We start from the raw sequence: 15,990 nt of genomic DNA, 5'->3' as shown, positions 1-15,990 counted from the left end.
ATATTACTTGATTCGCTTTATCTTTATGAGTGGGACTCATATACAAAAGCATACATATCCATAAGCACTCATATCTAAAGTCTGCCTGCGTGGTGATGCACAAGGTCAGATTAATGCCTTATCAACAGCCTAGCTTGTCAGGGGGATGGCTTTAGCAAAATGCGCTTAGCGTAACGAGTTAATACAAGCTGCTAATCGATATTGAAGTTGTAATAGATATCGAGTGATTTTTCGACCGTGCCCGAGACACTTTCTAAATAGAGTTGAGAGAGTAGGTAGTAGCGTACTGTCATCTCATAACCTGGATTAAATACGCCAATACCATATTTAACCATCAAGTTATCCCCTATAAAACCACTGATAGCCACTTTACCATCATCATTGGTATCGAGCTGTACGTTGGAGAGACCAAATTTTTCTACAATGCCTGTGGCCGAACTGCCTATGGTATTGACCGCACCGCCGCCCAATTGATTACCAAGGGTTAATGCCGCCCCCATCATTAAGGCGTTATTTTGGGAGTCATTATTATTGTTAAACCCAGTGCCTTTAACTATGTATGACAAGATCTCTGCTTGCTCTTTGGCAGGAGATGAGAATAGTGTGACTATGGGTTTTAAAGGCGTACCACTGATGCGCACTCCAGCGATAACATCTTCGCTTTTAATGACGCGCACCGCTTCAATGTTGAGGTTAGGCACATCGATAGGACCGACAAATTGCACTTCACCGGTGTCGATTGACAATTTTTGCCCCATAAATTTGTAAAAACCATCCACGACTTTGACATCGCCATACAGTAGTGGCGGTTTAAAGGCTTCTTGACGTAGGGTTAAAGCACCTTGTAATCGACCCTTTAAGCCCATGCCATCAATGGTTAACTGATCACCGACCTTGATGTCTATTTTTGAGGTGGTAGCCACTGGGCTAGTGTTTTTTTGCGCACTCGCCATACTGTCGTTAAAGACCACATCGCTGGATTCGGCCACGCCACCTTCTGGCAATTGGACAATGTTGATATGGCCCGATGGCACATCAATTTTACCGCTAATGTCGAGTTGCTTAGGTCCAAATTGAATGTTGAGCGCAGGCGATACATCTACAATGACCATGGGAGGTTGGATCACGGTTAGCTTGTCGCCATTGACCGTTAAGTTGCCTTGAAACGCTTTCCCCCTCCAATCGATCTCCCCGCCGACGCTCGCTTTACCATCACCCATTTGCCAGCCGCCTTGAATATTGGCCGTTTGTCCCTGCAGCTGGATAGCAATATTGATGGCATCGAGTAGGGTGGGGTTGGCTGCTGCCAATAGCTGTCCCTGTCTCAAGTGGATGTTGCCGGCAATCTGCGGTTGGCTCAGCGATCCCGATAACGTTAGCTTACTGTCGATTTCACCTTTTAATGTTTCTAATTGTGGAGTGAAGTTGGTCAGTGCTTGTAGGTCAATCTTATCGATATTAATGCTACCCGATAAGCGCTTATCAGGGCCCACACCTATCTCAATATCACTGGTGAGTTGTGCCAACTCCTGTGCATCAAGCTGTGTGGTTAACATGAGCTTATCGGCGTCTAATGAAGCGTTGATCTGCAGTTGCCGATAATGGGTTTCCAGTTTGCGCTTGCTGGTTTGTAATAACACATGTCCAGCACTAAAAGTTAAATCGACCCGAGCTTGAGGTTTTTGCTGAGGTGCCCAGCTAAAGTGTGAGTCCAATGTTGCTGGGCCTTGCCAAGCGAGGTTTTGTGGCAATATAGGTTTAAGGATTGCCCCCACATCACCGTTAAACTGCACATTGGCATCGCCGGCACTGCCGAGTTCGGCTGTGTCACTGAGGCAGAGTTTTCCATGTTGATGCTGCCAGCAAAATGGCGCAATCTGCCCTTGCTGTGTTTGATTATCCCAATCGAAGAGAATGGGCTGATCCAGCTGTACTAATCCCATCTGCGAATTAAGGTTAAGCTTATCCACAGACAGTGCTAATCGCTGTTTTATGCTATCAAACGTCGATACCATAACGGTATCAAGCTTAACATCACCATCACTTTGTAGGCTAAGTTGCTGCGTTGCCTGATCGCCTTTGATCCCAAGGTTGATGGTATTGAGTTTGATCGCTGGAGTCGATATATCCGATGCTTTTATCGATAACGCCAATTGGTGATCATCTAACGGGCGATAGAAGGCTTTTATATTGGTTTTGTGGATTAAATAGTCGCTAAAACTGAGCTCGTTACTGTCGACATTGGCTGTCACTTCAGGATGGTCGCTGTTACCAGAGACATTAATGTGGGCCTGAATATTGCCTGCGGCCTCAGGGTGCCATAAATTGAGTGCTGGCACAGACAATTGCCCCTTGAGGGCCCATTGCTGGTCAACGTGGCCCGATAAAGCTAATTGAGCATCTAATGCATGGATGATTAAGCTGTCGGCATTAAGCTGCCATTGATTGTTAACTTTGATATCACCCTCTAGTCGGAGCGGATAGTCATCGACATGGCCTTGAAGCGAGGCCTCTCGAATGCCAATTTGCCACGCTTGTCCCGTCACTTTGCCCTGGCTGGTCAGTGAGCCGGTAATATCTGTGCTGGGTAGCACAGTGTCGCTATTAAGCTTAAGGTCGGCCAGTTGCAAAGCCTCGCTTGCTAGTGCTAAATCCCATGAGATTTCATCGCCGTAACTGACCGACCCAGTTGCCTGTAACTGACCCATGTCGCTGACAATATCTAGCTGGCTTAGCGCAATAGTCTGTTCGCTGTGGCTTAACTTGGCCTCCAGTTGCAAGCTAGGATGATAAGGCGTCAATACCTGCGCACTGACCTTAGCTTGCTGCTTGCTGAGTGAGCCTTGAGTGTCGAGTGTGACAGCTTTGGCTTGATACTGTGGCGCATCGAGTGGCCACATCAATCGCTCGCTAGACAAATTGAACTGATAAGGGAGCTCGGGGTCGACTAAATCAATTTCACCTTGTAAGTCTAAGTTAATATGCCCTTGGCCCGTTGCGGTTAACTGTAACTGCTGCAGATCGCCGCTAAGCTCAAGGCTGAGCCCTTGCTGGGTCAAGCTTGGCAGTTCGGCTATCTTATCGATTGCCGTTTCAAGGTGAAGTGTCATGGGATAATGGGCGTTAAGGGTAATATCACCATCGAGACTGACTTGGCCGTAATCGTGTTTGACTTGCAGAAGCTCTAGGGCAAGACGATAGTCAATGTAGTTGGCTTGTAAGCGGATTTCGGCGAACTTGTCAGTGCGACTGCTCAGTTGCAATTGGCTGTCGTTGAGCTGTAAGTTATCGATAAAAATCGGCATGGGCATGGCCACTTGAGGCAAGGAGGCTAGGGGCCATGGGCTATCATTGGTAGCTGCGACTTCTGTTTGTGGCTCACTCTTCGGGCTAGATGTGGTCGCGGACTCCTGCTGATGGGGAGGGGCGACGTTATTGTCCTTGGGGGCGGTCTCACTTGGTGAGAGAGAGATGAATAAGCCTAGACTGTCCAGAGAGTGAATGCGTAAGCCATTGCTTAACCAGCTGGCTTTGCCACTGAGCTGCTCGGCATTAAATTGCATCTCATTAACCGTCACCTTGATCTGTTGCAATTGAGCGTGGGTCAGTAAGATAGTCACAGGCAGCTGCAGTGGCTGCTGTTGGCTAGCATCATCTACAGTGGGTGCAGGTGAGTCAGCACTAAGTTGGTCGGTATCAATGTCGACGCTCACCGCCGTGGCGGTTAATGCCTCAACACAGACCTGACGTTGTAGCAAACACAGCGGCCGCCAATTAAGAACTAAGTCGTCAATGGCAACATTGAGGCCATTCATTTGCCAACGGGCATGGGTCAGATTCAGTTGCCTATTGAGGGTGCCAGATTGATAGCTAAGTGCCAATCCATCGACAAGGGTATCGGCGATATTCACGGCAATTCGACTGCCAAACGGGGTGCCAAACAACACTGCCACTATCACTAACAGCAAAAGCGGTAGGTAGAGCACCAAACGGATGGTATTTTTTAGCCAGCGCAGTAATCTGGCGCTTAAGGTTTTGGTTTTATGTGTTGTTTTAGCTGGTAAGTCTGAGTTCGATGACTCTTGTGTCACTTGGGTCATAACTCGGCTCCCATCGACAAATGGATGCGCCAAGAGCGGTCAACGGTTTCAGACTCGTTAAGCCCTACCCCTAAATCGAGCTTAATTGGCCCAATGGGGGAGATCCAATGGATCCCCGCGCCGACGGCCACAATTGGCTCAACTTGATCGACATCAAAGGCGTTACCGCCATCGACAAAGGTCGCGACCCGCCAAGTTGGAGTCACATAATATTGGTACTCAATACTGCCCACCATTAAATAGCGTCCGCCGACCACCATGCGAGCTAATTGATTATCTTGTGTTTGGTAGTCGATATAGGGGCCCAGTTCATTAAAGCTGTAACCACGAATACTCTGATCGCCACCGGCAAAATATCGTAATGAGGGAGGGATATTCGCTAAGTCACCTTCGGCGGCAAGGTTGGCACCTAGATCCATACGAGCGACCAAGCGGTGTTTGTCGAAAAAGGTATCAATCCACTTAAACTTGGCTTGTAGCCGTGTTAAACGCACTTCTGAACCCAAGCTAGGATCGGCATATTCAAGACTGTAATACTGAAAGAAACCTGATTTAGGATCCAGCGAGTTATCGCCGCGATGGGTGTGGCTTAGGCTCGTGCCCATGAGCAAAAAATTAGGATCGTAATAGATATCTGATTGAGTGTAAGACTCTTTAAGGGCATCGAGTGAATAGGTGAGCAACCAATTATTATCGAGGCGCTTTTGCCTTAACACCCCGGCGCTACGTTTAGTGGACTCTAGCTCCCCAGTATTAACGTAACTGCGATCGTTAGCGTCATACACTTGTGTTATACCGTACTTGTCGCGCAGCAAACCAACACGAATTTTAAGCTGGTCGTCTAGCGGATGGCTAAGTGGAATCGTATAAGTGGTCAGAAATTTGGGGCGATCGGGTGACCATTCGACACTGGTTTCTTGTGAGTGGCCATAGCGATTGATCTGCGGAGTACGCCACGTGACGCGCACTCTAGGTTCGACGCTATTGTTGGCCGAACTTCCAATATCGACACCCAGTCCCAATTTAATCGAGTGGCTGGGTCTTGGCGTCAGCTCGACTTTAATAGGAACTTTATGTTGTTCAATTTTATCCAGTTGCGGCAATACTTTGATGTTAGTGAAGTAACCCGTGTCGACCAATTCCCGGTTTAAATCCCCCAAGGCGCCAGTGCTGTAATCGCTGTTGGGCTCGAAGGGAATTAATTGTTCGAGTAATCCTGGGATCAGAGTGTCGCCGCTAAAGTTAACACTGCCCATTTTATATCGTGGTCCAGAATCATAATGCAGATTGATTTGGGCACGATTGAGATCACGGTTAACCACTATGGTATTGGTGACATAGTGGCCATCAAAATAACCTCTGGCTAATGCCAAGGTAAGCAGTTGTGACTTGATGGTTTCATACTGGCCATGGTTAAGAATATCGCCAGGTTTCATTTTGAGTTTAGCTAGCCATCTGTTGACGGCCTTATCTTGGCGAATTTCACCGCTTAGTTGAATATCAATCCATTGGACAAGAGTCGGCTCACCCGGCGTCACGGTTAAGGTCAGTTGCCAGGGACCTTGCTCTGGGCTGGCTAATTGTTGTTCTACCACGCCGTGGTAGTAACCGAGGGAATGCAGTGCCGCATCCAGGTTATCCGCGGTATTAAACAAAAAAGCGCGGCGTTGTACCTCTGATGTTGGTAAAGGGCTTAAGTGGGCATTGATATTTTGAGTAAGCGCCTCATTAGCGCCCACCACATTAATATTAAGCCATTGATTTGCTGATGCTAGTGATGTATGAATGCCTAGCCAAGTGACCACTAGGAGGAGAAGCGACTTAACGAAAAAAATTCGCAACAAAAAAGCCTTTGTCTAATTGAAAAGTGATTAAGCTTTATTGTCGCAGATTATTACGGCCAAGCAAGATGATGATTGTAATTAATAATTAAAATCGGTACAAACAATGCAAACCATAATAAGGAGCCTTAGGTGAACAGCACTATCAAATTATTTAGCTTAACTGCACTCTTGAGTATCGTCGCCACAACGGCCAGCGCGGCGTCATCTTCCCAGCCATTTTCGATAGCCATTCATGGCGGTGCTGGCACAATTTCACAAGCTGAGTTGACTGATACACAGCAACAAGCTTATCGCGCCAAGTTAAAGCAGGCGGTTGATGCGGGTTATCAAGTATTAGAAAAAGGTGGAGATAGCTTGAGTGCCGTGACCGCCGCCATCAGTATCTTAGAAAATAGCCCCTTGTTTAATGCCGGTGTTGGCGCGGTATATACCTTTGATGGCCAACATGAGATGGACGCCGCCATCATGGATGGCCGCACCTTAAATGCCGGTGCAGTGGCGGGGGTTAAACACATTAAGAACCCCATCACGCTCGCCCGCAGTGTGATGGAGCATTCGCCCCATGTGATGTTGGCAGGTAGTGGCGCAGAGGAGTTTGCGTTGACCCAAGGCTTTGATTTAGTGCCAGTGACGTATTTTGATGATGACCATCGCTATCAACAGTTACTCGATGCCAAAGCCAAGCTCAAGGGGGCTGATGAGCGCGGCGGATCACAAGGCGCCGGATTATTTGACGACCCGGCTCAGCTTGATTATAAGTTCGGCACCGTAGGCGCCGTTGCATTGGATAAGCAAGGTAATTTAGCTGCAGGCACCTCTACCGGAGGCATGACTGCCAAACGGTTTGGCCGTATCGGTGACTCGCCCGTTATCGGCGCTGGCACTTATGCTGAAAACAAGGTGTGCGCCGTGTCGGCAACGGGGCATGGAGAGTATTTTATCCGCTATCATGTCGCGGGTGATATCTGTGCGAAAGTGAAATACCAACAAAAATCGATTATTCAGGCCGCCGATGAGGTGATTAATCAGCGCTTGATCACCGCTGGCGGCACTGGAGGGGTAATTGCTATCGATCAACGTGGCAACATTGCCACGCCGTTTAATACCGAAGGTATGTACCGCGCGACGCGAAAAAGCGGTGAGCTTGCGCAGGTTTTGATTTGGAGCAATAAATAACAAGTATCAGTATCAGTATCTGTGTTGGGCTAAGTGACCGCTTAGCCTACGCCCGCTATTGGCCAGACCTCAGATAATTTTGCCCGCTTTGATAACAGTGGCCGCACATGTGTCAGCCCCAAGATGAGCCCTATCGCCTATCTTGGTTAACGGCGTTGCATCTTCTGGGCACCGCGGTGGCCAATGAACTCACAGAGATAACCCGATTGTTGCAGTAGGCCGATGAGTACATCTATCGCCATAATCCCCAAAAGCGCTAACGGCTGTCTGTATAACCTCTGGTGAGCCATCTCACCGACAGTACTTGATGAGCCCCCATAGCCATACGGCGGAATAACTAAGCACAACTGGTTTAATTTAGTGATGAAGGCCTTAGTTGAAATGGGGATTAATGCATAGGTGGATGCCGCTAGTCATGACTTAATAGCATCTCGATTAATTATTAAGCGATGACCTCAAGCATTGCAGCGATGACAGCATAGAGGTTAAGTCGTGGTTTGCTCAGTCAAAGCCTTATCCTAAGAGTAGCTCGCCAAAAACAAAGCCAAGTAGCACTGAGGTGCTAATGGTCACCACACCGGGAATAAAAAAGGGATGGTTAAAAACCCAGCGACCTATGCGGGTCGAGCCAGTATCGTCCATCTCGACAGCAGCCAGTAAGGTTGGGTAGGTTGGCAACACAAATAATGCACTGACCGCGGCAAAAGAGGCTATCGCCGTCATAGGCGCAACACCAATGGCGAGCGCAGCAGGCATCAATGCGGTGGTGGTCGCACCCTGTGAGTAAAGCAGCATAGATGCCAAAAACAGCGTTAATGCCAATAACCAAGGATACTGCTGTAATAACTCGGCTGCGACGTCTTTAATTTCATCAATATGACCCGCGACCAAGGTGTCGCCAAGCCAAGCAACGCCCAATACGCAAACACAGGCGCTCATTCCTGACTTAAAGGTTGACGCTTCAGAGATCTTGCTGGCATCGATGCGAGTAAAGGTTACAATCGCCGCGGCCGCCGTTAACATAAAGACCATGATCGCATCGTTACGGCTCAAATTGGGGTCGGTGATCAAGGCTACTGAGTCTGAGATAAGAGTGGCGTATAGGATGACACAAACAATGGCACTGATAAAAATGGCCGTCGCGAGTTTGGCACTGGGGGCTATCTCCTGCGTTTTACCTTGTTGCTGGCTAATCAGCCCTTGGGCTAAACGCTGCTGGTAAATCGGATCGTCTTGTAATTCACAGCCCATCACATTGGCTACCATGGCACCCACCATACAAGCACACAAGGTCGCGGGAATACAGATGGCCAACAACGTTAGATAATCAACCCCGAACGGTTCGAGTATGCCTGAAAAAAATACCACAGCGGCAGAGATAGGCGATGCGGTTATGGCGATTTGTGAGGCGACAACGGAAATGGATAATGGTCGAGACGGACGGATCCCTTGCTCTTTAGCGACTTGCGCAATGACGGGAAGGGTCGAAAATGCGGTGTGGCCAGTGCCAGCGAGTAACGTCATTAAATAGGTTACGACCGGGGCGTAAAAAGTGATTCGTTTAGGGTTTTTTCGTAAAAAAGCTTCGGAGAGTTGCACCAGCCAGTCTAATCCTCCTGCGACCTGCATGGCTGCAATGGCGGCGATCACCGACATGATGATTAAAATCACATCCACCGGAATATGGCCGCTATCTAGCCCTAAGATGAGGGTGAGCACCAGTACGCCAGCGCCGCCAGCCAGACCGATACCTATTCCACCCATTCTCGCGCCCAGATAGATAAATGCCAGTACTACAAATAGCTCAGTTGCGATCATAAAAACTCCACGGTGTTAAAAAACCAAAAGGACGGTATGAGAGCAGGGAAGCTTATTAATAGTATGACTTGCTTATGCGATAAGCCGATTTTACGCGCTTTAGCGCAATAGTAGCGCTACCTAATTCACTTTTTCTGCACCATGTGAGCGGGTTCACGCCAACGTATTAAGCCTAAGGACTGAAGTCACAAATGAGTGATTAGCCCTCTTGGTCATTGTGATTTGCATAGTGGCGTTGCAAGGTGGCTTAAGTTGCCAAATTGCATGTTGGGGTATATGCCACTACTTAGCGACAATGGATGTTGCCAGCTTAACTCAGGCAGCCGATTTCAGAGGGACACAGACCCCGTGTTTTTTGCTGCAGGTCGCGTTAATGGTATTTTTTATCAATAACAATAATAAGCACTTAATGCCAATGTTAGGCTCTAAAGTCTGTTGACAGACTTTAGAGCCTAGATAACTGGGCCTAAAATGATGTTGATTCTCTTTTTTAAGTCAAAAACATTATAAACAGCAATCATTTTCATTATCAGGTGTTTGTCGCTAGGCCAGTGTTTATGGGGGAGACTGCCCAAAATAACACATGATGCTAAGCTACAATTAGGTTTCACCCATGGCAAAGATGGATCAGTTATGGACAGCTACAAACGATTGTTAGTGGTTATTGATGAACACGATTTTAGTTTTAGAGGTATTTCAAGAGCGGCCTATATGGCCAATAAGAGCCGAGCTCATATTTTAGTCATGCTGCTTGAACATAGCCATTTCGTTTCCCGATTAGTAGAGACATTCCACCACAGTCAAGCATCATATCCCAGCAATCTAGGTAACCTCGGGCAAACGATTAGCGCTAAACGTCACTGTCTTGCCGACTTTATTCAGACTGTGGCTCAGACTGGCGTCGCCATATCACCTGCATCAACATCGTGTCACTGCATTGATGATGTGTTGCAGTGTTGCCGAGATTTTCAAGTTGATGCCGTGTTGATTAGTGCCTCTACGCGCCAGTTATGGCATTGGTTGGCGATTAAATCATTAGATGTGAGATTACTTAAAGAATCACCGCGGCCAGTGGTGATAGTGAAAGAGCATGCGTGGCAGCCCGGTGGGCGCATTGTATCTCTGGTGGAGCCCTGCGCAGAAGGGGGGCAAAAATCCATTAACGAAGCGGTCTTACAAACAACCGAACATTTCACCCAACTGCTAAAGGGAGATTGTCATCTGCTCGATTGTTATTACGGTGACAGTCCCAGCATCTCTTTTCAACAACCTGTCATGCCAGAAACCGATGAGCAGTATCATTTATGCCAACTGTCACTCTATTCTAGCCGCTATCATCTTCTGCCTAATCAGAGTGACCGTCATGTGTCTGCCAGCCATTTCCATGTAACAAAGGCCTTACCTGAAGATGCTATTGCCAAGTTGGCGAAGCAGGTGGATTCTGAATTAGTGATAGTGGGGGACTGCGGCCAATCGAATTTGCTTTCTAACATGTGCGGTAATATTGCCGAGCAGGTGATCGATCGTATCGATTGTGATTTGCTGGTGGTGAAACCCCACTCATCGGCGGTTTATCATTCGGCAAAATAAAAGGCGCCAATCGAGGTTGACGCCTGAGTTTAGTGCATATGCCGATCACTTAGTACCAAGTATTCGTAAGGATTATTTTTTAACCCAAACGCCCTGTGGTGTTTGGATATACTCGCCTTTATCTGCAGCACCAATGGCTTTTTCTGCAGCCAGTTTAGCCACATCTTCGACGCTAATACCATTTTGAGTCGCAATCTTTTGATAATGGGCACGGCGTTTGGCATTGACCGAGTCAGCCAGTTGTTTGGCTTCGCTGTTGTTGACTACGAGCCCTAAATAACCATTAGTCTGCTCACCCACAAGGCCTTGACTCTTGGCCTCTTGTAAGGAGATAGCGAACGCATTTAGGCTCAACAGTAAGCCGGTTATGAGTATAAGTATTTGACGTTTCATGATGATCCCCTGATCTCAAAATGGGTTAAAATAGCTCATTGTTATTCAGCAATTCATCAAGCTCTTTATCGACCTTGATTTTGATCTCATGTTCAATTTTAACATTGAGATTAATCACAATAGGCTTATCGGGCGGCTCGATTTTAACCGTGGGGGTACACCCTATGGTACTTAATAGCGCGGCCGCTATCGTGGTGCGTATTAACGTCGGCAATATTTTCACTGGTGATTCCTTTTTCTGTAGCGATGATCGTGTAAGGATCATCCAAGATGAGCTCAGCTTAATCCTTTATAGATGACCATAACCTGAACAAGATAGGGCACGTTTATTGTGCCATCGACTGTTCAATACCCTGTTGTAGCCGATCACCTATCTGTAAACTCTTGAGCAACTGCAACATATTCTCTTCTTGAGCGTAGTTCAAGTGAATAGGGCGTTCAATATCTTTAGCTTGACCTTTTACATTGACATGCAGCACGGCATCGCCATTAGTGGCCATATCAAAACGACTCGATAGCTCGCTATAGTGCAGTTCTTCGAGTGCAGAAAAGGCAAAATCCAAATAGGGCTGAGAGGCGCGCATCTGTATCACGGCAGGATTATTGCTGACTTTAATTAGGCCACCCGGAGCACGCGCGGCCAATTTACCGCCTGTGACCGACACTTTGCCATCGACAATCTGCAAAGGTAAAACACCGTCGAAAATACCATCGGCGTAAATGCCTTCTTGTGGTTGAATGGCCAGTAGCTGGGCTAAATCTACCGCCTGTAACACCAGATACGCCTCCGAGGGGTGATGTAAGTCGAGCGAGAACTTGGGCAGTAGCAGATGGCCTCCTAGGGTATCAGCACTGGCGTTGATATTGATATAGGCCGAGTCTAGCAGTTGTGCGCCAGCGCCCTTAAACGATGAAGCGCTTTGAGAAGACCAATTAAATTGAGAGTCTGCATTGATATTATTGAGCACCACTCCTGGATTAAATGCCTGTGCTTGAAGGCTTAGCCTATCACAGGCAATAGAGTGTTTGCTCGGACGTAGCTGAGCGATATTCGCATTAAGATGGCACTCGCCTGCAAGCTTGACCTGTTCAAAGGGCAGTAGGTTAATACTACCTTCGCTTATTTGTATGAGTGGTGTTAGCTGCATTGAAAAATCGAGCTCATCGGGCTGCCATGTCAGTTGATGGCGGCTTGTTATCTGAATATCACCTATGGTCGCGATAGGCATATTGAGAGCAAAACTGCTACTGAGTTGGTTTATCAATTGCTGAAGATCGCTATTATGGGTGAACTCACCTTGTAGCGCTGCACTGTCGTGGTGTTTTTGCAGTGTTAGCTGCTGATGGCTGCGCATCGATAATTGTCCTGCCATCCATTGCTCAGCCGTCCTGAGTCGATAATGGCTGGCACTTGCTTGCCAATCGAGTTGTTGAGTCAGTCCCAACAGGGTGATAGCGAATAGGTTACGTTGGCGTCGTTTTTTAAATTGATAATACTGCTGATTAACACTGACATTCTCAAGTTTCAGCTCAAGTTGATTGTGCCATGGTGCGTTAAGAAGCTGCGCGGCCAGCGAGTTTGATGATGCATTCTCCTTTGACTGCACGCTCGTGTTGGCTACAGCGTTTTTAAGTTCAGTAATACCTTTGTTGTCAGCAGGACTGATATTTACAGCAGAGGAGGCTGCAGGCTGCATGTCGACGGCACCCATATTTAGGTGTGCGGCGCCTATGTTAGTTGTGGTGGCAATAGTCTGTTGCTGCTCATTCATACGCTGCTGCGTCAGTTGTGTCGCCTTAAGTTGTAGGGTAAGTGGCGGTAGATAAAGTTGAGTCGCGCTTGAGTCCGCTTGTGGCGGTGCAGGCGAAGCGGCAGATGCAACTAACTGCTGATTAAATGTCACCGTGCTAGCTGGCGAGGTGGCGACTCTGGCCGCAACGCCAGTTAATAATGGGGTTGTATCATCGCGCTTAGCGGCGAGATGCAGGTGCAGTGCTGCTTTACTGCTTAGCATAAGCTCAGAGCTGGTCAATGTAGTTGTTGGCGGCGCCGTGATGGTTTCGCTGAATTGGCTCAGTTGTGGGTTTACCGTGGCGATGGTTAAGGGGTGCAATAGCCACTGGCTTGCGCCGCTGGTCTGCCTGCTGAAATGGCCACCATTTAGCTGCAGCGAGCTACGCTCACTGGCAAGTTGGTACTGCTCGCCAGCGTGGGTGAAGGTGAATTGATTGTCACTGCTGCCTATATCAATATGACCAAATTGCAGTTTAACCGCATCGGCAATGTTAAAGCGTAACGGCTCTATGAGCGCAAGTGTAAACCGTGTTGAGGCGACATCAAGAGATTGATGACGATAATTTGGCCCGTCGATTATCAATTGTGCATTAGGCTGCACCGTTAAGGCAAAGCTCGATGCAGCGAGCGCTGCTGTGGGGGAGGTTGCACTGGCGCTGCCTGTTGCCGACAATGCCACCTCATCGGCGCGTAACTGCAGCTCTTTCATCGTATCACAGGGGGCAATAGGGGCTGGGTCTTCTTGCTGCGTTGACAAATCGACACACAAGCTTGATGGCAGCAACAGTGTCAGCTGCCAATCAGTGGTGATAGTCGTTTCATCATTTTTTTTAACGCTATTGAGATGTTTTAGCTCAGTATTAAGCTGTAAATTACCCCATGACAGCTCAGCTTGTAGGTGATCGATGCTTAATTGCTGTGAATTAATTTGATAGCTTAGCGGGCTGGCGAGTCGCAACGTAAGATAAAGTGGCTGGCCAGTTAGCACGTCGCCAATTAGCTCACCATGCTGAGTGCGCAGAGATTGCTGAGAGTCCAAAGTGTCCTGATCTGGGGGAGAAGGGGGGCGGCGATTATCAGACGAATTGTTGTCAGCTACGTTGCTTTCAGACAAGGCGGTTGTACTCAATAGCCTATCGAGTGAATTGAGCAAAGGCGCGAGGGTCGTTGCCCCGCTATAGAATGCCTGACGTTGCAATGGCGATATTGCCAGTTCAAGTTGGGTTGGCGCAAGGTTTACGCTCAGATCGCTAACTGGACCTGTGATCTCGAAGGCAATGCTATTTGATGGCAACGAGTTGTTTGGCGTCGAAACGGAGGTTGAGTCAGCACCGCCCTCAATCGGCAGCGCTTTTGGAACTAATTGCAAGGGTGGGCTTAGTACTGCACCAGCCAAGCCGTTAAGTGTTAGCGAAAACGGCTCAAGTTGATGGCTAGAATCGATGCGGGCCTTGGCAATATCGAGCCGAGTCGATGAAATAAGCTGGCCGCTCACATCTATATGCTGGGTAGCTAACTGGTGTTTTAGCGCGATAAATTGGCGCAGCGGTGGCGTGTCTTGCTGCTGTGCTGGCGCCGATGCTATCCACTGAGTCATGAATGCTTGGAGGGTATCTAAGGATAGGCGAGTGTCGAACTGCCAGCTCTCGTCAGATAGTTGTGCATCGAGACCAAACAGAAATTTATCATGATGACTTAACTGGCTGGTTACTCTTCCTTGATTATCGATATTAAGATAATCCAGATTTAGGCTCAGTTGCTCACTCGGGATCTGCTGCACACTCAGTTGCGTCTGGCCTATGGCTATTTTAGGTAATGCTGCCATATCGAGCGACAGTGCTGGGCTAGTTGTCGGGGCAAACTCTGTACTGGGACGGGGATAAAATAGCGTGGGTGATAGCAGCACCTCAATGCGCCTAATGGCCAGCGTGTCGATATGCTCGAGAGAGAAGTGTGTCCATTCAACGGCATCATCGAAGGTCAATTGCAGATCGCTGATGGCGATATGACTGTCGTTGACCTGTAAATCTAACCGTGCAATATGGCCGTTGAGCACACCGTTAAGGCCAACATTGAGGGCACTGATTTGTGTGTTGGCCGGTAATAGGTAACGATTCGCTAGGCTTTGGGTGATACCACTGAGATTGACAACCATTAAGCTAAGAGCGACAACCACTAGCAGCGCCGCGATCAGTAGCACTGCCATTAGGCGTGATTGACTCAGTCGTTGCCACATCTATCCCTGTCTCTTTGTCATTTGGTTCGCTTGCTGCCCTTAATGTCGTTGGTTAAACATGCTGCGCCACAAATAGAGTCGTTACGATCAGTCTAGCAGTTAAGTCAGTTAGCCCTCAATTGGCGCAACATAAGCTGCTAATGTTAGCTATTTGAGGCCAATGTTGTTAGTTGGCCCAGCTGATCTCAGTCGTTAAGGTATGACTGCCATAGGGGGCAAGTGTGACGTTATCCTCAAGCACATTGGCCGCTTCGAGACACACCATGGTGAGATAATCATCATGATTAAAGCGTGCGAGGTGCTTGGATTTATCAATCCATGGGTTCCACAGTACCGCTGACTGGCTATTGCGGCGACAGACATTAATCACCCCTTGTGGCGTATGTAGCTGCTGTTGGGAGCCAAGGGCGTTATAAACCCTATCGGTTTCTTGGTTGAATATCACTTCATCAGTGGCCTGCGCATAGGGCCCCTTACCAAATTCAATGTAATGGGCACCACTAAAGCCTGTAGCCTTAAGTTGGTGAATATCGCCAATAGGGAAATAAGTATGTAAGGCTTGGGTTAGGCTCACGGTTTCATCGCTGAGATTGGTATTGATTAAGCTGACACTTAAGGTATCGCTGAGGGTAAATAGCAGCTCGATTTTGGTGTCATGGGGCCAGCTGATCCTATCTTCATCGTTGATGGATAAACTAAATTTCAGTTCGGCTATGTCATTGCGCAGCTGCACCGAATCGAGCGTCCAAATACGAGTGCGCGCAAAACCATGTTGTGGCCATTCTGGATGATTACTCATACCAAACCAAGGCCAGCACACGGGAATACCACCACGAATACCATGTCCTGGCTGATAATCATCGGCGCTCGATACCCAGAGTAATGGAGGCTTACCCTTAGGGGTAAAACGGTCGATCTGCGCGCCTTGCATAAAGATCCGCGCCTCGCATAAGGGCGTGTCGATTTCGACATAGTCGAGTCCGTTAGGGTGTTTTTTGGTGGTAACAGAAGCCATCGTCTTATCCTTATTGCCCAATA

Annotated in this window: 9 protein-coding genes; 2 read left to right on the top strand and 7 right to left on the bottom strand. The window is 48.0% G+C overall.

Annotated features, from left to right (window positions below):
• Positions 1–191: 191 nt before the first annotated feature.
• Entirely contained in the window at positions 192–4,100 is a 3,909-nt protein-coding gene (gene tamB, locus DN599_RS12955) for an autotransporter assembly complex protein TamB (RefSeq protein WP_110458011.1), read from the bottom strand.
• A complete protein-coding gene (locus tag DN599_RS12950; protein WP_420820873.1) occupies positions 4,097–5,887 on the bottom strand; it encodes an autotransporter assembly complex protein TamA in 1,791 nt (596 codons plus the stop codon). The genes tamB and DN599_RS12950 overlap by 4 nt, the downstream gene beginning before the upstream one ends.
• A 225-nt stretch (positions 5,888–6,112) precedes the next feature.
• On the opposite strand from DN599_RS12950, the gene DN599_RS12945 reads away from it, so the two are divergent.
• Complete coding sequence (locus tag DN599_RS12945; protein WP_420820872.1) at positions 6,113–7,120, top strand: isoaspartyl peptidase/L-asparaginase family protein; 1,008 nt, start codon at positions 6,113–6,115, stop codon at positions 7,118–7,120.
• A 513-nt stretch (positions 7,121–7,633) separates the two neighbouring features.
• Here the strand turns inward: DN599_RS12945 and DN599_RS12940 are convergent.
• Entirely contained in the window at positions 7,634–8,938 is a 1,305-nt protein-coding gene (locus DN599_RS12940) for an anaerobic C4-dicarboxylate transporter (protein ID WP_110458009.1), read from the bottom strand.
• 633 nt (positions 8,939–9,571) lie between these two features.
• On the opposite strand from DN599_RS12940, the gene DN599_RS12935 reads away from it, so the two are divergent.
• The gene (locus DN599_RS12935; RefSeq protein WP_110458008.1) at positions 9,572–10,528 is read left to right on the top strand and encodes a universal stress protein; all 957 of its coding nucleotides are present in this window, start codon (positions 9,572–9,574) and stop codon (positions 10,526–10,528) included.
• Positions 10,529–10,600: 72 nt separating this feature from the next.
• Here the strand turns inward: DN599_RS12935 and DN599_RS12930 are convergent, their stop codons facing one another.
• The 4 genes from DN599_RS12930 to DN599_RS12915 form a co-directional block, all read right to left on the bottom strand.
• Positions 10,601–10,921 (bottom strand): YdbL family probable chaperone protein, encoded by a 321-nt coding sequence (locus DN599_RS12930; protein ID WP_110458007.1) that lies wholly within the window; start codon positions 10,919–10,921, stop codon positions 10,601–10,603.
• Between the two features lie 25 nt (positions 10,922–10,946).
• Entirely contained in the window at positions 10,947–11,144 is a 198-nt protein-coding gene (locus tag DN599_RS12925; protein ID WP_162599208.1) for a YnbE family lipoprotein, read from the bottom strand.
• A gap of 103 nt (positions 11,145–11,247) precedes the next feature.
• A complete protein-coding gene (locus DN599_RS12920; RefSeq protein ID WP_110458005.1) occupies positions 11,248–14,952 on the bottom strand; it encodes an intermembrane phospholipid transport YdbH family protein in 3,705 nt (1,234 codons plus the stop codon).
• A 166-nt stretch (positions 14,953–15,118) separates the two neighbouring features.
• Entirely contained in the window at positions 15,119–15,967 is an 849-nt protein-coding gene (locus DN599_RS12915; protein WP_110458004.1) for a D-hexose-6-phosphate mutarotase, read from the bottom strand.
• Between the last annotated feature and the right edge of the window lie 23 nt (positions 15,968–15,990).

Source organism: Shewanella algidipiscicola (assembly GCF_900380485.1).
GTDB classification, from domain to species: Bacteria; Pseudomonadota; Gammaproteobacteria; order Enterobacterales; family Shewanellaceae; genus Shewanella; species Shewanella algidipiscicola.
This window is presented reverse-complemented; position numbering and strand designations above follow the sequence as displayed.

What these genes read in the sequence shown, in the direction of transcription:
- DN599_RS12935 (WP_110458008.1), top strand. Translation starts at nt 9,572, where the DNA reads ATGGACAGCTACAAACGATTGTTAGTGGTTATTGATGAACACGATTTT.
- tamB (WP_110458011.1), bottom strand. Translation starts at nt 4,100, where the DNA reads ATGACCCAAGTGACACAAGAGTCATCGAACTCAGACTTACCAGCTAAA.
- DN599_RS12920 (WP_110458005.1), bottom strand. Translation starts at nt 14,952, where the DNA reads ATGTGGCAACGACTGAGTCAATCACGCCTAATGGCAGTGCTACTGATC.
- DN599_RS12940 (WP_110458009.1), bottom strand. Translation starts at nt 8,938, where the DNA reads ATGATCGCAACTGAGCTATTTGTAGTACTGGCATTTATCTATCTGGGC.
- DN599_RS12930 (WP_110458007.1), bottom strand. Translation starts at nt 10,921, where the DNA reads ATGAAACGTCAAATACTTATACTCATAACCGGCTTACTGTTGAGCCTA.
- DN599_RS12915 (WP_110458004.1), bottom strand. Translation starts at nt 15,967, where the DNA reads ATGGCTTCTGTTACCACCAAAAAACACCCTAACGGACTCGACTATGTC.